This is a genomic window from Peribacillus sp. NPDC101480 (assembly GCF_050277335.1).
Lineage (GTDB): Bacteria > Bacillota > Bacilli > Bacillales > DSM-1321 > Peribacillus.
Window position 1 is genome coordinate 818,380 of record NZ_JBNNSB010000001.1, and the last position, 16,454, is coordinate 834,833.

The window sequence follows — 16,454 nt, forward strand, 5'->3', positions numbered from 1 at the left end:
TTCACGAGTAAAACGTATATTTACGAGTAAATGGAGGGAACTCACAAGTAAATGGCGTAAATTCACGAGTAAATAGTGCGAACTCACAAGTAAATGACGTAAACTCACGAGTAAAAGGCGTGAATTCACGAGTAAAACGTATATTTACGAGTAAATGGAGGGAACTCACAAGTAAATGGCGTAAATTCACGAGTAAATAGTGCGAACTCACAAGTAAATGGCGTAAACTCACGCGTAAATGACGATAACGTCCGACTGAGCTATAAATCTCAAGAAATAAACCGAGCAAACTCACGGTAAAACGCCTGATTTCAGTATTTTGGCAGGAATAATGGGCATTAACAAAGAAGCTAAAGGAGAAGGAGTTGATATATGGATGCTAAAACCGTGTGAAAGGCCTATGAAAATGCTCAAACTGGAGGCATTAAGCAGGAGGCTATCAGCAAATCATCCAAAACAGGAAAGAATAAGGAACGATCTCCGGAAAATCCGTACAGGATTTAACGGGGAGTGGAGTATCGGAAAAGAACTGAAGAATCTTCCGAAAGAATATCGAGTATTTCATGATTTGAGGTTAGGCTACGACGGGAGCCGTTATTTTCAAATGGATTTCCTAATAATCACCTGGAATTACGGCATCATCATTGAAGTGAAAAACTTTGCTGGAACGCTCTATTTTGACCGCACCTATCCCCAATTGATTCGGACAAAAGATGGACAGGAACAAGCTTATCTAGATCCGCTGATACAGGTTGAAGTGCAAAAATCCCGATTTAATGATTGGCTTACTTTTCACAAATTCCCCTCGCTGCCGATTGAAACGCTCATTGCCAATGCAAACTCGAATACCATCATCAGGACTACCCCAGGTTTTACCCCCATTCTCAAAAAAATCACGGGAAAAGAAACCCTGATCTCCAAAATTCATACTCTCGATGAAAAGTATTCTTCTAAGCCATTAACCCAAAGACAGAGCAATAGACTTTCGAACACGATTCTGCAAAAAAACACTCCGCATAATCCTGATATACTCGATTTGTATCAGATCGATGAGCAAGATCTGCTAAAAAGCGTTCAATGTCCTGAATGCTCTGCTCTCCATATGCAATATCACTGGGGCAAATGGTCTTGCAGTCACTGTTCTTACGCCTCCAAAGATGCCCACATTAAAACTCTTCGTGATTTTGCTCTCCTCATAAAACCCAATATTACGAATAAACAAGCTCGGCTCTTTTTACAAATAGATTCAATTGATATCATGCAGCGGATGCTGTCTGCACTGGAATTGCCTTATTCGGGTCAATTTAAAAATAGAGCTTATAGACTTGATGGATTAATTCACGAGTAAATGGCGCAAACTCACGAGTAAACGAGCCAAATTCACGAGTAAATGGCGCAAACTCACGAGTAAACGAGCCAAATTCACAAGTAAATGGCGCAAACTCACGAGTAAATGGCGCAAACTCACGAGTAAACGAGCCAAATTCACAAGTAAATGGCCCAATCTCACGAGTAAACACCCCAATCTAACGAATAAAACCCAAATACCCTCGAATATACTTCAAATCTTCCCATTTAAGTAACATTCGGCAATATAGATTCGTAAATTATAGTAAGGTTGAGCAATATTCAGCCAAGGATAGAAAGTAGTGAGGGCTTTGAAAGATTTATTATATGCAAAGAGGAAGGAAATGCTTCAATTAGTGGAGCGGCTAGTGAATATAGATAGTGGTTCTCATACGAAAAAAGGTATTGATGAAATTGGTTCGATTTTAAAAACGAAATTTGAAAGTCTGGATTTTATTGTGGATACCGTTGAGCAACAGAATTATGGCAATCAGCTGGTCATCCAGCATCGGGAGGCGAATCAACCGCATATTTTGATCGTTGCCCATATGGATACGGTGTTTCCGGAGGGGACAGCGCAAAAACGTCCTTTTAAGGTGAAAGGAAATCGGGCATACGGTCCTGGTGTGGCGGATATGAAGTCTAGCTTGGTTGAGTTATTTTATGCGATCCATTGCTTGAAACAGACGGGGCAGACAGGCTATAAGCATATCCAAATCATTCTTAATAGTGATGAGGAGATCGGGTCTCCGTCGTCCGCTTCACTCATCTCGGAAAAGGCGGCAGGTAAGAAGTTTGCGTTAATTCTTGAACCGGCAAGGACGGACGGTTCGCTTGTCACGGCAAGAAGGGGCTGCGGTCAGTTTAAAGTCGATATTATGGGAGTTGCTGCCCATTCGGGGATCGAACCGGAAAAGGGACGAAGTGCAATTGAAGAATTGGCCCATAAGATCATCGCCTTACACCTATTGAATGATCAAAAGAAAGGAATCAGCGTTAATGTCGGCAAAATTGAAGGAGGCTCCGCTGTCAATATGATCGCTTCCCATGCGGCTGCCTTCGTCGATGTGCGGATTTCGGAAAAAAAGCAGGAAGGCACCGTTCTCAAGCAGCTGAAAAAAATCTGTGCAGAAACCTATATTCCCGGAACGAAAACGACATTAAGCGGAAAAATGGACCGGTCTCCCATGGAAAAGAATGAGAAATCGAACTTGCTTTTAGAGACGATCCGTCAGGCTGGGAAGGAAATCGGCATCGAAATCACGGATACGGCCACGGGTGGAGGCTCGGATGCTTCCATCACTTCTGAATTGGGAATCGCTACAGTGGATGGACTCGGGCCCATTGGAGGAAATGCACATAGTGAAGAGGAGTATTTGGAAATTCCGAGCCTGACGGAAAGGACGCTCCTTTTGGCTACCGTCCTTCAAAAATTATCAAAAATGACCTAGTGCACTAATTCCGATTAGACTGCTCATATTTCACTTGTCATAAATGATGTTTATGATATATTGTTTATTGGGAAGCTAAATAAGAACAGAATTTATTGGAGTTGAATATATATGCTGCATCAGTTTTCACGAAATGAATTGGCAATTGGCAAGGAAGGAATCGATATTCTGAAAAACACGACCGTTGCTGTCCTGGGTGTAGGAGGCGTTGGTTCCTTTTCAGCCGAAGCTTTGGCACGTACGGGGGTAGGCCGTATTATTCTTGTGGATAAAGACGATGTCGACATCACGAATGTAAACAGGCAGATCCATGCTCTATTATCAACAGTCGGTCAGCCGAAAGCGGAATTGATGAAAAACCGCATTCAAGACATCAATCCCGACTGCGAAGTGATCGCTCTTAAAATGTTCTATACAGAAGAAACGTTTGAGGAATTCTTCAGTTATGGCCTGGACTATGTCATTGATGCATCCGATACGGTCATTTATAAAATTCATGTGATGAAGGAATGCCTGAAACGGAATATCAAGGTGATTTCAAGCATGGGTGCCGCTAATAAGATGGACCCGACGCGTTTTCAAATTGCCGATATCTCCAAAACGCATACCGATCCGCTTGCCAAGGTCATTCGCACTAGATTGCGTAAAGAGGGCATAACAAAGGGAATCCCGGTTGTCTTTTCCGACGAGAGCCCTATTGTCATTCGTGAGGATGTCCGAAAAGAAGTCGGCAATGATGAGGCAAAAATCCGGAAAGCGCAAATGCCGCCATCTTCGAATGCTTTCGTACCATCCGTAGCGGGCTTGATTGCAGCTAGCTGGGTGATCAATGATATTTTAAAAGACATTGAAGTTCGCCGGGTAAACGATTGATAAGAAAGTTAACTGACTCTATAAAGGGTCAGTTTTTTTGTGTCGAATAGTAGATATTCCCTTTTAATAACTTTTTTATCCATATCATATAGACGGGGTCGAAAGAATGAGATAAACTTGTTTTCAGAATATTATTTTTATTCAGATATTCTATTTGTTTAAAAGAACATACAAAACAAGGGGGTTTCAAATGAAGAAGAAAAAGCTAGCAGGAGTGTTTCTATCACTTTCATTGGTTGCAGGGGCGCTGGCAGGTTGTAGTGGCGGCGACTCGAAAACTAGCAGTTCAGGCGGGGGTTCATCAAACTCGGGTGACACGATCAAAATTGGGGCCAACCTTGAATTGTCCGGAGGCACGGCATCATTCGGCCAATCGGCTGCCGATGGTTTGCAACTGGCCATCGATGAGATTAATAAAGAGGGCATCGACGGTAAAAAACTGGAAATCGTTAAGGTTGATAATAAATCAGATGCTGCAGAAGCTACAAGCGGTTCGATCAAGCTGGTCAGCCAGGACAAGGTTGTGGCTGTAGTCGGATCTGCGACAAGCACTAATACATTGGCACAGGTTCAGGTCGCACAAGATAATCAAGTTCCTCTACTCACACCAACTGCAACAAATCCCGACATCACCAACAAAGCTGGAAAATTAAATGATTATGTGTTCAGGACGTGCTTTATCGATCCATTCCAAGGTACGGTGGCAGCCAATTTCGCAACTGACGAAATAGGGGCAAAGACGGCTGCGATCTATGTGGATAGTGCAAGTGATTATTCCAAGGGATTGGCCGCAGCTTTTAAAGAAGCGTTCACTGCCAAGGGCGGTAAAATCGTGGCGGAAGAAGCTTATGTAACTAAAGATACTGATTTCCGCTCTACATTGACACGTATCAAATCCGCAAAACCGGAGTTCGTTTTCCTTCCTGGTTATTATGAGGAAGTCGGATTGATCTTAAAACAGGCTCGTGAAGACGGCATAGACCTTCCATTCATGGGCGGGGACGGCTGGGATTCCCCGAAGGTCGTTGAAATTGCCGGAGCTGAGGCTTTGAAAAATACCTTTATCACGAATCACTATTCTCCGGAAGATGAAGATGCAAAAATCCAGGATTTCGTTGCAGCCTTCAAAAAGGAATACAATAAAACACCGGATGCCTTTGCCGCACTTGGCTATGACACTGGCTACTACCTGGCTGATGCCATCAAGAGATCTGGTGATGCTTCTCCCGAAAAAATCAGACAAGCGTTGGAAGATGTCAAAGATCTTCAATTAGTTTCTGGAACGTTGAACCTCGATGAAAACCATGATCCGATCAAATCGGCGACCATCTTGGAATATGTAGATGGCAAACAAACATTCAAAACAAAAATCAATCCATAATACCTTACGTGGATAGGGGGCAAGTCCCCCCTATTCTATATTCACTTAAAAAACACCTTAACGGGGAGAGTGCAATATGGAACTGATTCAGCAATTGGTAAATGGCATTTCACTCGGAAGCATTTATGCTTTGATCGCGCTTGGTTATACGATGGTATATGGAATCGTCAAGCTTATAAACTTCGCCCATGGAGACGTATTCATGGTCGGTTCATTTGTAGGTTTTTACGCCATTACCGTAATGGACTTATCCTTCATCCCAGCTTTATTGATTTCGATGGTCTCATGTGCCATCTTTGGCGTTTTAATTGAACGCATTGCTTATAAACCCCTTCGTAATGCAACACGGATCGCGGCCTTGATAACGGCCATCGGTGTTTCCCTTCTGATAGAAAACGGGCTGATTTACATCCGGGGCGCCCAGCCGGAAGCCTATCCAAATAACGTCCTTCCGATGGATAAACTCGATATATTGGGAGTTTCCATCAGCAGTCAATCGATATTGATCTTATCTGTTTCCATCATATTAATGATCATCCTACAATTCGTTGTCCATAAAACCAAAATCGGCAAAGCGATGCGTGCCGTTTCATTCGATTCCGAAGCGGCTAAGCTGATGGGAATCAATGTGAATAATACGATTTCAGCTACATTCGCCATAGGTTCGGCCCTTGCAGGGGCGGCTGGTGTCATTTTTGGAATCTACTATATTAAAATCGAGCCGTTGATGGGTGTCCTTCCTGGCCTTAAAGCATTTGTTGCAGCAGTCTTGGGCGGCATCGGCATCATTCCTGGCGCGATGGTCGGCGGTCTGCTGCTTGGAGTTATCGAGGCTTTGGTCAGTGCTGCCGGTTATTCATTATGGCGCGATGGTGTGGCTTTCGTTGTACTTATCTTGATTTTGATTTTCTTGCCGCAGGGTCTGTTCGGTAAAAATAAAAGAGAAAAAGTATAGGGGAGACATGGCGATGACTACTTTAAAGAATTCAAAGGGTTTTTGGCTCTCGATTGTGCTCGCACTTATTTTTTTCGGAATCATGCAGTACACCATTTCAAGCGGTATGCTCAACCCATTTTATATCAACACACTCATGTTCATCGGCATCAATATCATGCTGGCGACGAGCCTGCATTTAATCATTGGAATAACCGGACAGTTCTCGATCGGGCATGCAGGTTTTTTAGCGGTAGGGGCCTATGCTTCGGCAGTCATGACAATGAAGCTGGAACTTCCATTCATCATAGCTGTATTGGCTGGCGGCGTAATAGCAGCTGTTGCGGGCATGGTGATCGGGGTACCGAGCTTGCGCCTGAAGGGGGATTACCTGGCGATAGCTACGCTTGGATTTGGGGAAATCGTCCGGATCGTCCTTTTGAATATTGATTATGTAGGCGGGGCAAGCGGGATGCAGGTATCCCACCTGACTACTTGGCCATGGGTTTTTGCCTGTGTGATGATCACCGTCTTAGTCATCCGGAATTTCACCAATTCGACTCACGGAAGGGCATGCATATCCGTAAGGGAAGATGAAACGGCCGCTGATGCGATGGGAATCAATACGACCTATTATAAAGTGGCGGCTTTCGTCATCGGAGCCTTTTTTGCCGGAATCGCCGGATCGCTTTATGCCCATAATTTCTATATTATCCAGCCATCGAATTTCGGTTTCCTAAAATCCTTCGATATTCTGATTTTCGTCGTACTTGGCGGTCTTGGAAGTCTTTCAGGTTCGGTTTTGGCCGCAATTTTACTGACGATCGTGACGACATTCCTTCAGGATTATCCGGAAACGAGAATGATCATCTACAGCCTTGTCCTGATCCTGATGATGATTTTCCGCCCGCAGGGTTTAATGGGAACAAGAGAAATCACGGCATTGTTCACAAATAAAAAAACGAAAGGGGGCCCAAAGGATGGAAGCCACAATACCGTTGCTTAAAGTAGATTCGGTGGGTATCCGTTTTGGCGGTTTGAAAGCTGTGTCCGATGTGAATGTGGAATTATTTCCAGGGGAACTTGTAGGCCTGATCGGGCCGAATGGAGCTGGGAAAACGACCTTCTTCAATTTATTGACGGGTGTGTATGTTCCAACAGAAGGAACGATTGCCTTGAACGGGGAAAATCTAAATAAGCAGCCGCCTTATAAAATTACCCGAAAAGGGATCTCGAGGACCTTTCAAAACATTCGCCTTTTCAGTGAGTTATCCGTGATCGATAACGTGAAGGTTGCTTACCACTCGCTTGCCAAGCATGGAATTCCAAGCTCCATATTCCGGCTGACGGGACATTTTTCCGGGGAAAAGGAAATGGATGAAAAGGCGCTGGAATTCCTGAGGATTTTCAATCTTGACCATTTTAAGGATGAAAAAGCGAAGAATCTTCCATACGGACAGCAAAGGCGGCTGGAAATCGCGCGTGCCCTTGCCGCCAATCCGAAACTTCTTTTACTGGACGAACCCGCAGCCGGGATGAACCCGCACGAAACGAAAGAATTAATGAATCTCATTGCTTTTATCCGGAAGGAATTCAACCTTACCGTGTTGCTCATCGAGCATGATATGTCACTTGTCATGGGGGTATGCGAACGGATTTACGTTCTTGATCATGGACAGCTTATCGCTCACGGAAAGCCGGAACAAATCCGCAACGATCCAAAGGTCATCGAGGCATATCTAGGGGAGGAGGTTTCCTGATGCTGAAAATAGAGGACATCAATGTTTATTATGGCAATATCCAAGCGTTAAAAGGGGTTTCCATGGAGATAAACGAGGGAGAGATCGTGACCTTGATCGGGGCGAACGGAGCGGGAAAAAGCACGCTGCTCAAAACGATATCCGGTCTGTTAAAACCAAAGCAAGGAAAAGTTCTGTTCGAAGGCGAGCCGATTGGAGGAAAAGCTGCACAGTCCATCGTGAAAATGGGCATATCCCATGTACCTGAAGGACGACGTGTCTTTGCCAACATGACGGTAGCCGAAAACCTGGAGCTAGGGGCTTATTTGCGGAAAGACAAAGATGGCATCCATAAGGATATGGAAAAGGTATACGAGCTATTTCCTAGGCTGCTGGAGAGAATCAAACAGCAGGCTGGCACGCTTTCAGGCGGTGAACAGCAAATGCTTGCAATGGGCCGGGCCTTAATGGCCAAACCACGGTTATTACTGCTCGATGAACCTTCGATGGGCCTTGCACCGCTTCTGGTGAAGCAAATATTCAACATCATCCAGGAAATCAGTGAGACCGGAACAACGATCCTTTTGGTCGAGCAAAACGCCAACCTTGCATTATCGATTGCAGATCGGGCTTATGTAGTTGAAACGGGCCGAATCGTCCTGTCGGGCAATGCCGAGGAACTCACTTCAAGTGAAGAAATAAAAATGGCCTATTTAGGAGGACATTGAACCTCCGTTTCATAAATTAACTCCTGCGGGAAAAGTGCAACCGATGGAGACACCACAAGCGCAAAGGGCGCCGAGGAGGCTCCCGGACCGCCAGCGGAAAGCGAGTGCCTGCAGTGGATATCAACGGTCGAATTATACAAAAATCAATTATTATCGAGTTTGGCTACAGTCATGAACCGCCGTTTGGCGGTTTTTTTGTTTGATGATCGGGTTATGCAAAATATACAGAAAGAAAAAAAAGCAGAGGATCTTCATGCATGATTTTATACATCCAATATAGTATTATTCAATTTTGATATAGGAATTAAGACTAAAAAAGATCAAGAAAACTGGGTTTAATTCCCTATCAATATACTTCTATTTTGGTAAAAATGTAATTAAAAGGATGAAAAAAATAAGGAAATGAATAAATTTTTTTGAGCAGTAAATAAGGGATTTGTAATATTAATATAATTAAATTATCAGTTTTTTCTGATTATAACACCTGTTTTCGCAATATTTAAAATATATAAAGATAAAAATGATATAGCACTTCCTGTGAAAAATATCCTATTTGGCGCAATCTTCTCACAATTATTATATAGACGGAATGAAAATTATGCGGTAAACTATTTTTCGAAATATTAATTTAATTTCAAAAATTTCATCTAATCAACTTTTTCTGAGGCATCTTGAATAAATATTCATGCATCAGAGCGATGATTACAAAACGGGGGGATTATTTATGAAAAAGAAAAAACTAGCAGGTGCATTCCTTTCTCTAACACTTGCTGCAGGAGTGCTAGCCGGTTGTTCCAGCTCTGGTTCATCAGAAAAATCAGGCGGAGATGGAGATACGATAAAAATCGGTGTCAACCTTGAATTATCAGGCGGTGTTGCTTCATATGGACAATCGATTGCAGAAGGTCTGGAGCTTGCGACTGCAGAAATAAATAAAGAAGGCATTGACGGTAAAAAAATCAAACTTATTAAAGTCGATAATAAATCAGAAGCGTCAGAAGCGACTAGCGGAGCGATCAAGCTGACATCACAAGATCAGGTTGCAGCAATCGTAGGTGCGGCGACAAGCACGAACTCGATTGCACAAGTACAGATTGCCCAAGATAATAAAGTGCCGGTCATCTCACCTTCCGGTACAAGCCCTGAAATCACTTTCAGCAAGGATAAATTGAACGATTACGTTTTCAGGACAAGCTTCATCGATCCATTCCAAGGGACGGTAGCTGCGAACTTTGCCACTAAAGAAATCAAAGCGAAAAGTGCAGCCATCTATATTGACAGCTCAAGTGATTATTCAAAAGGATTAGCTGCAGCCTTTAAAGAACAATTCGAAAAAAATGGCGGAAAAATCGTTGCTGAGGAAGCTTACATCGCGAAGGATACTGATTTCCGTTCCACATTGACTCGTTTGAAATCGGCAAAACCTGATTTCATTTTCCTTCCTGGTTACTATGAGGAAGCTGGTCTTATCGTGAAGCAGGCACGTGAAACTGGACTTGACGTTCCTTTCATGGGCGGCGACGGCTGGGATTCTCCTAAGCTAGTTGAAATTGCTGGTACAAAAGCTCTAAATAATACGTTCATCACGAACCATTATTCTTCAGGTGACCCTGATGAGAAAATTCAGAATTTTGTGTCTGCATTTAAAGCGAAGTACAAAGATAAATCCCCGGATGCATTTAACGCTCTAGGATATGACACAGGATACTTCCTTGCAGACGCGATTAAACGTGCTGGATCAGCGGATTCGGAAAAAATCAAAGAAGCGCTGGAAAAAACGGCTGACCTTGAGCTTGTAACGGGTACATTCACATTGGATGAAAAACATAATCCAATCAAATCTGCTACCATCCTTGAGTTTAAAGAGGGAAAACAAGTATTCAACACGAAAATCAATCCTTAATTTCGGAGAACAACTCCAACCCTTTCGCCGGCCCTTCATAAATAAGAAGGTGCTGGCGAATTCTCATTTTTCAAGCATGCCAGGTCGCTGATCTTCCCCTAAGCGGAATGAAAAGAGTCTGGACCAACCAATCATAAAATTAGATTTTCAAGGAGAGTCGAACATGGAATTGATACAACAGTTAATAAACGGGGTTTCACTAGGAAGTATTTATGCCCTTATCGCTCTCGGATATACGATGGTTTACGGGATTGTTAAATTGATAAACTTCGCACATGGCGATGTATTCATGGTCGGCTCATTCGTTGGGTTTTACTCGATAACGGTCCTGGATCTGTCATTCGTGCCCGCCCTATTAATCTCGATGACGGTCTGTGCGCTGTTTGGTGTATTGATCGAGCGTATCGCGTACAAGCCATTGCGTAACGCAACACGTATTGCTGCGCTTATCACTGCCATCGGTGTTTCCCTTTTGATCGAATACGGATTCATCTACGTCCGCGGTGCACAGCCGGAAGCTTATCCGAATGATGTATTGCCTACAGACAAGTTCAATATTTTTGGAGTTTCCATCAATAGTCAATCGGTTTTGATTTTTGGAGTGGCTGTAGTGCTGATGATCATCCTTCAAATCATCGTTCATAAATCAAAAATAGGAAAAGCGATGCGTGCCGTTTCCTTTGACGCGGATGCAGCCAAACTGATGGGGATAAATGTCAATAACACGATTTCTGCCACCTTTGCAATCGGTTCCGCATTGGCTGGGGCAGCGGGCGTCATTTTCGGTATTTACTATATTAAGATCGAGCCGCTCATGGGTGTGCTTCCGGGATTGAAGGCATTCGTTGCCGCCGTACTTGGAGGGATCGGGATTATACCGGGCGCGATGGTCGGTGGCCTATTGCTAGGTGTCATCGAAGCTTTGGTCAGTGCCGCCGGTTACTCATTATGGCGTGATGCTGTAGCCTTCGTCGTACTGATTCTTATCTTGATTTTCATGCCACAAGGCTTATTCGGTAAAAACAAAAAAGAAAAAGTATAGGGGAGACAAAGCAATGACTACAATTAAGCGAGCAAAAGGTTTTTGGCTCTCGATTTCACTATCATTGATCTTTTTCGCCGCAGTTCAAGTGTTAATCGGCGGCGGATCGCTAAATCCTTTTTATCAAAATACGCTCATGTTCATCGGGATCAATATCATTCTGGCAGCGAGCCTGCATTTGATCATCGGGATAACCGGACAGTTCTCCATCGGACATGCCGGATTCCTGGCAGTCGGTGCCTATGCTTCAGCCGTTATGACGATGAAGCTGGAAATGCCATTTTATGCGGCATTGATAGTCGGCGGTTTGGCATCAGCGCTGGCAGGCTTGATCATCGGAATTCCAAGCTTACGCTTAAAAGGTGACTACCTGGCGATTGCGACCCTTGGTTTTGGTGAAATCGTCCGGATCATGCTTTTGAATATCGATTATGTCGGCGGGGCGAGCGGCATGCAGGTTTCCCATTTGACCACTTGGCCGTGGGTATTCGCTTCCGTTATCGTAACGATCATCGTCATCCGAAACTTTACTAGCTCGACCCACGGCAGGGCCTGCATATCGATCCGCGAGGACGAAACGGCTGCCGATTCGATGGGAATCAACACGACGTATTATAAAGTTGTCGCCTTTGCGATCGGTGCTTTTTTTGCCGGTATTGCGGGAGGACTTTACGCTCATAATTTCTATATCATCCAGCCATCGAACTTCGGATTCTTGAAATCATTTGATATTTTGATCCTAGTCGTGCTTGGCGGACTTGGAAGTCTTTCCGGTGCCGTATTGGCCGCGATATTATTGACGGTTGTCACGACTTTCCTGCAGGATTATCCGGAAACACGAATGATCATCTACAGCCTTGTGCTAATCGTGATGATGCTTTATCGTCCACAAGGCTTAATGGGGACAAAAGAAATAACATCCATGTTCAAACGTAAAGGAGGAAGCAGCCATGAAAAAAATAAAAACACCGCTGCTTAAAGTCGATTCAGTCGGCATCCAGTTCGGGGGTCTTAAAGCCGTTTCCGATGTTAACGTCGAGTTATATCCAGGAGAACTGATTGGCTTGATCGGGCCGAACGGCGCTGGAAAAACGACTTTCTTTAACTTGCTGACAGGAGTTTACGTCCCGACGGAGGGCACAATTTCTTTGGAAGGTGAGAACTTAAGAAAACTGCCTCCATATAAAATCACGCAAAAAGGTATCAGCCGGACATTCCAGAACATTCGTTTATTCAGTGAACTATCCGTGATCGATAATGTAAAAGTTGCCTATCATTCGCTTTCGAAACATAATATCTTAAGTTCGATCTTCCGCATGCCGATCCATTTTAAAGGCGAAAAGGAAATGGATGAAAAGGCGATTGAGTTCCTGAAGATTTTCAACCTTGATCAATATAAGGATGAAAAGGCGAAGAACCTGCCATATGGTAAACAAAGACGTTTGGAAATCGCCCGTGCACTTGCAGCCAACCCGAAACTGCTTTTGCTGGATGAACCGGCTGCGGGGATGAACCCTCAGGAAACGCATGAGCTCATGAACCTGATTGCACTCATCCGTGAGAAATTTGATTTGACCGTATTATTGATAGAACATGATATGCCGCTCGTCATGGGTGTTTGCGAACGCATATATGTACTCGATCACGGACAACTGATCGCTCAAGGAAAGCCAGAGGAAATCCGTAACAATCCAAAAGTCATCGAGGCCTATCTGGGCGAGGAGGTTTCATAATGTTAAAAATCGAGGACATCAACGTCTATTACGGAAACATTCAAGCCTTGAAAGGAATCTCGCTTTCTATTAACGAAGGCGAAATCGTAACCCTGATCGGGGCAAACGGAGCCGGGAAAAGCACGCTGCTGAAAAGCATTTCCGGCCTATTAAAACCAAAACAAGGGAAGATCGTATACGAAGGGCAATCCATCGGCGGAAAGGCAGCACAATCCATCGTGAAAATGGGCATTTCCCATGTCCCTGAAGGCCGGCGGGTATTTGCTAACATGACCGTCGAAGAAAACCTTCAGCTAGGTGCTTATTTACGTAAGGATAAGGCAGGCATCAAGCAGGATATGGAGAAAGTCTATGAATTATTCCCGCGTTTGCTAGAGCGCCTGAAACAGCAATCCGGAACACTTTCCGGCGGGGAACAGCAAATGCTCGCAATGGGCAGGGCACTCATGGCCAAGCCAAGGCTCCTGTTATTGGACGAGCCATCCATGGGACTCGCGCCATTATTGGTGAAGCAAATCTTTAATATCATCGAAGAAATCAACAAAACGGGTACGACGATTCTGCTGGTCGAACAAAATGCCAACTTAGCACTATCCATCGCGGACAGAGCCTATGTTGTCGAAACCGGCCGAATTGTCCTATCAGGCAAATCAGAGGAACTGACCGCAAGCGAAGAAATCAAGAATGCCTATTTAGGCGGACATTAAACCGCTTTATAGCGGTTACAAACTGCAGACGAACTCGAGGAAAAGCGAGTTTACCTGCAGTTTTTTATTGAAAAAAGTACCAGTTGATTTCAGAAATCCGCTCCCTTTCCGCCGACTGCCTGCCAAGCCTCCTCGCTAGCGGCTGCGGTGTCTCGGCTAGCCAGTAATTCGGCAGGAGTGTCGCAAATTTCTTCAATCCAATAAGGATTACAGTAAAAAAACATGAAGAATAATTTAGTCTTGTTTTAAAATCATAGTTTAGGATTAGACCAATCGGAACTTCCTTTATTAGACAAAAGGGCTTCTGTCTGAATTTTTCAAGCGAAGTTGATTGGAACGGAAGGCACGAGACTCCTGCGGGAAAAGCGAGTCCAGGGGAGACCCCACAGGCGCGAAGCGCCGAGGAGGCTCCCGGACCGCCCGCGGAAAGCGAGTGCCTGGAGTGGAAATCAAAGTGCAAATTTTACAGTAAAATTATTACCTACAGTCAACCGCTTTGTTTTAAGATTTAGGTAGACCCCATTTTGTCGACAAGCTGAAGCCGCTTCATAGCGGTTTTTTTGTTGTGCAAATAAGTTAATTTAACTAGATAAAAAGGTTAGTAAATCCAAATCAGACGGTATACAATCTAGTTAGGAATAATAGTAGAATTGGTTCATGATCAAACCGCATCAAAAGCTATTCTTAATCATATTTTTTGGAGTGATTGTATGCACAAATTTATTCAGGGCATATTGCCGGTATTATTATTGTTTATGATTTTGCCAATCTACCAGCCAGATTTTGCTTCTGCAGAAGAAACGCCGCAATCTGATGGCGTCATCGTCAAGTATAAAGAGGAAAACGATGAGCCGATCAACGAGTTGATAGAAAAGGTGGAGGTTCCTAAAGGGGAAACAACCGACAACCTGATCGAGGAACTTGAAGAACAGAAGAATGTGGAATATGCAGAACCAAATTATCTTTTCAAGAAGATGGATAGTCCGAACGATCCAGCCTACATAGACCAGTGGCATCATAAAAGGCTTGGTACGAGTGCTGCGTGGACAAAATCAATGGGCTCGAAGGAATTGATCGTGGCCATCATTGACGACGGCATCGATCGCAACCACGAAGATTTAAAAGGGAGAATCGTCAATGCCTATGATACGATACGCAATCGGAAGCATATCGTCCCAAAAGGGGCGCATGGAACGCATATCGCAGGCATCATTGCCGGTTCTGCGAACAATGGCATAGGCGGAACGGGTGTTGCCCCGAACGTTAAACTAATGCCGATCAATGTCTTTGATGGGGAGTATGCCGATACGGCCGATATCATTGAAGCGATACATTATGCCGTTCAGCAAAAGGCAAACATCATCAATATGAGTTTAGGAGACACCAGTTATTCGGAGGCCTTGAACAAGGCTGTCCAGGAAGCCTATAAAAAAGGCGTTCTGATCGTCGCGGCTGCCGGGAATGAAGGGGATATGGGGAAAAATGTACAGCGTGTGTACCCAGCCGCATTCAGCCATGTCATTTCCGTTGCTGCCACTAACTCAAGTGACAAGCGTCCCAGTTATTCCAACTACCATTCAACAGTCGATATCGCGGCCCCTGGAGATGATATCCTTTCGACCCTGCCTTATGGTAAATACGGCTGGATGAGCGGAACATCGATGGCCACGCCGATGGTGGCGGGTGTAGCGGCACTGATTTGGTCCCATGAGCCCAAACTCAACACAAAGGAGGTCGAATACCGCCTCTATGATTCAGCCGTGGACCTAGGTGCAAAAGGGAAAGACATCTACTATGGAAACGGGCGGGTAAATGCCAAAAAAGCACTGGAAATGAAAACGCTGACCAAACCGGCCGTGACAGCAATATCCGATAAGGACAACAAGATAAATGGGAAAATCCCGACCGATTTCAAAACGGGGACCGTCTCCATTTATACCGGTAATAAACAACTCGCCACAGTGAAAATCAACGGCGAAAAAACTTTTGCGGCGATTATCGCAAAACAAACAGCCGGAACGACCATCTCTACTAGGGTCATCGATAAATCGGGAAATAAAAGTATACCAGTTTCATTTAAAGTGGCAGATAAAACGGCTCCAGCAAGACCATCGGTAAATACGGTAGGTGACAATACCGTAAAAGTAACCGGCAAAGCGGAAGCGAGCTCTTCCGTCACTGTCAAAACTGGCAGTACAGTTCTAGGCAAAGCAAATTCGAACAGCGCAGGGAATTTCACCGTAACGATGTCAAAAAAACAAAAAGCCGGAAAAGTCCTATCTGTTACAGCAACCGATAAAGCAGGAAATGTTAGCTCGATCAAAACCGTGACCGTTGCAGACAAAACAGCACCAAGTAAACCGACGGTCAACACAGTAACGACAAAAACGACAATAGTAACCGGCAAAGCAGAGGCCAACTCCACAGTATCCATCAAAGCATCAAAAAAAGTGATCGGCTCTGCCACAGCAACGACTAAAGGCACATTCTCGGTAAGAATTCCTAAGCAAAAAGCCGGGCAGAACCTTTATACCTTTGCCAAAGACAAGGCGAAAAACGTTAGCGAATCAAGAAAAGTAACGGTTAAAAAGTGATAAAAATACTGGAGCAGCCCCC

14 protein-coding genes are annotated in these 16,454 nt (G+C 44.3%); all 14 read left to right on the forward strand.

Going from position 1 to position 16,454, the window contains the following annotated elements; translation table 11 throughout:
• Positions 1-331 precede the first annotated feature (331 nt).
• The 14 genes from ACQKMF_RS04105 (at position 332) to ACQKMF_RS04170 (ending at position 16,432) form a co-directional block, all read left to right on the forward strand.
• On the forward strand, positions 332-1,348 hold the full coding sequence (locus tag ACQKMF_RS04105) for an NERD domain-containing protein (protein WP_427571868.1): 1,017 nt from the start codon (positions 332-334) through the stop codon (positions 1,346-1,348).
• Between the two features lie 343 nt (positions 1,349-1,691).
• A complete protein-coding gene (locus ACQKMF_RS04110; protein WP_427571870.1) occupies positions 1,692-2,798 on the forward strand; it encodes a M20 family metallopeptidase in 1,107 nt (368 codons plus the stop codon).
• 111 nt (positions 2,799-2,909) lie between these two features.
• Complete coding sequence (locus ACQKMF_RS04115; protein WP_101222756.1) at positions 2,910-3,671, forward strand: tRNA threonylcarbamoyladenosine dehydratase; 762 nt, start codon at positions 2,910-2,912, stop codon at positions 3,669-3,671.
• A 190-nt stretch (positions 3,672-3,861) separates the two neighbouring features.
• Positions 3,862-5,052, forward strand: a complete 1,191-nt coding sequence (locus tag ACQKMF_RS04120; RefSeq protein ID WP_427571872.1) for an ABC transporter substrate-binding protein — start codon at positions 3,862-3,864, stop codon at positions 5,050-5,052.
• A gap of 76 nt (positions 5,053-5,128) precedes the next feature.
• Positions 5,129-6,007: a branched-chain amino acid ABC transporter permease gene (locus ACQKMF_RS04125; RefSeq protein ID WP_101222754.1), complete on the forward strand. Its 879-nt coding sequence runs from the start codon at positions 5,129-5,131 to the stop codon at positions 6,005-6,007.
• Between the two features lie 13 nt (positions 6,008-6,020).
• A complete protein-coding gene (locus tag ACQKMF_RS04130; RefSeq protein WP_260358219.1) occupies positions 6,021-6,992 on the forward strand; it encodes a branched-chain amino acid ABC transporter permease in 972 nt (323 codons plus the stop codon).
• Entirely contained in the window at positions 6,967-7,746 is a 780-nt protein-coding gene (locus ACQKMF_RS04135; protein WP_230176815.1) for an ABC transporter ATP-binding protein, read from the forward strand. Before ACQKMF_RS04130 ends, ACQKMF_RS04135 begins: the two co-directional genes overlap by 26 nt.
• Positions 7,746-8,453, forward strand: coding sequence for an ABC transporter ATP-binding protein (locus ACQKMF_RS04140; protein WP_101222751.1), 708 nt, complete (start codon positions 7,746-7,748; stop codon positions 8,451-8,453). The genes ACQKMF_RS04135 and ACQKMF_RS04140 overlap by 1 nt, the downstream gene beginning before the upstream one ends.
• A 724-nt stretch (positions 8,454-9,177) precedes the next feature.
• Entirely contained in the window at positions 9,178-10,356 is a 1,179-nt protein-coding gene (locus ACQKMF_RS04145) for an ABC transporter substrate-binding protein (protein ID WP_260358216.1), read from the forward strand.
• A 163-nt stretch (positions 10,357-10,519) separates the two neighbouring features.
• Positions 10,520-11,398, forward strand: coding sequence for a branched-chain amino acid ABC transporter permease (locus ACQKMF_RS04150; RefSeq protein ID WP_427571876.1), 879 nt, complete (start codon positions 10,520-10,522; stop codon positions 11,396-11,398).
• A 13-nt stretch (positions 11,399-11,411) separates the two neighbouring features.
• Complete coding sequence (locus ACQKMF_RS04155; protein ID WP_101222748.1) at positions 11,412-12,377, forward strand: branched-chain amino acid ABC transporter permease; 966 nt, start codon at positions 11,412-11,414, stop codon at positions 12,375-12,377.
• Positions 12,349-13,131, forward strand: a complete 783-nt coding sequence (locus ACQKMF_RS04160) for an ABC transporter ATP-binding protein (protein WP_101222747.1) — start codon at positions 12,349-12,351, stop codon at positions 13,129-13,131. Before ACQKMF_RS04155 ends, ACQKMF_RS04160 begins: the two co-directional genes overlap by 29 nt.
• On the forward strand, positions 13,131-13,838 hold the full coding sequence (locus tag ACQKMF_RS04165) for an ABC transporter ATP-binding protein (RefSeq protein WP_101222746.1): 708 nt from the start codon (positions 13,131-13,133) through the stop codon (positions 13,836-13,838). The genes ACQKMF_RS04160 and ACQKMF_RS04165 overlap by 1 nt, the downstream gene beginning before the upstream one ends.
• A gap of 710 nt (positions 13,839-14,548) precedes the next feature.
• The gene (locus ACQKMF_RS04170; RefSeq protein ID WP_427571879.1) at positions 14,549-16,432 is read left to right on the forward strand and encodes a S8 family serine peptidase; all 1,884 of its coding nucleotides are present in this window, start codon (positions 14,549-14,551) and stop codon (positions 16,430-16,432) included.
• The last annotated feature ends 22 nt before the right edge of the window (positions 16,433-16,454 follow it).

Bases quoted from the DNA above. Each gene is read 5' to 3' on its own strand.
- ACQKMF_RS04165 (WP_101222746.1), top strand. From the start codon at position 13,131: ATGTTAAAAATCGAGGACATCAACGTCTATTACGGAAACATTCAAGCC.
- ACQKMF_RS04115 (WP_101222756.1), top strand. From the start codon at position 2,910: ATGCTGCATCAGTTTTCACGAAATGAATTGGCAATTGGCAAGGAAGGA.
- ACQKMF_RS04105 (WP_427571868.1), top strand. From the start codon at position 332: ATGGGCATTAACAAAGAAGCTAAAGGAGAAGGAGTTGATATATGGATG.
- ACQKMF_RS04155 (WP_101222748.1), top strand. From the start codon at position 11,412: ATGACTACAATTAAGCGAGCAAAAGGTTTTTGGCTCTCGATTTCACTA.
- ACQKMF_RS04110 (WP_427571870.1), top strand. From the start codon at position 1,692: ATGCTTCAATTAGTGGAGCGGCTAGTGAATATAGATAGTGGTTCTCAT.
- ACQKMF_RS04120 (WP_427571872.1), top strand. From the start codon at position 3,862: ATGAAGAAGAAAAAGCTAGCAGGAGTGTTTCTATCACTTTCATTGGTT.
- ACQKMF_RS04125 (WP_101222754.1), top strand. From the start codon at position 5,129: ATGGAACTGATTCAGCAATTGGTAAATGGCATTTCACTCGGAAGCATT.
- ACQKMF_RS04150 (WP_427571876.1), top strand. From the start codon at position 10,520: ATGGAATTGATACAACAGTTAATAAACGGGGTTTCACTAGGAAGTATT.
- ACQKMF_RS04140 (WP_101222751.1), top strand. From the start codon at position 7,746: ATGCTGAAAATAGAGGACATCAATGTTTATTATGGCAATATCCAAGCG.
- ACQKMF_RS04170 (WP_427571879.1), top strand. From the start codon at position 14,549: ATGCACAAATTTATTCAGGGCATATTGCCGGTATTATTATTGTTTATG.
- ACQKMF_RS04130 (WP_260358219.1), top strand. From the start codon at position 6,021: ATGACTACTTTAAAGAATTCAAAGGGTTTTTGGCTCTCGATTGTGCTC.
- ACQKMF_RS04160 (WP_101222747.1), top strand. From the start codon at position 12,349: ATGAAAAAAATAAAAACACCGCTGCTTAAAGTCGATTCAGTCGGCATC.
- ACQKMF_RS04145 (WP_260358216.1), top strand. From the start codon at position 9,178: ATGAAAAAGAAAAAACTAGCAGGTGCATTCCTTTCTCTAACACTTGCT.
- ACQKMF_RS04135 (WP_230176815.1), top strand. From the start codon at position 6,967: ATGGAAGCCACAATACCGTTGCTTAAAGTAGATTCGGTGGGTATCCGT.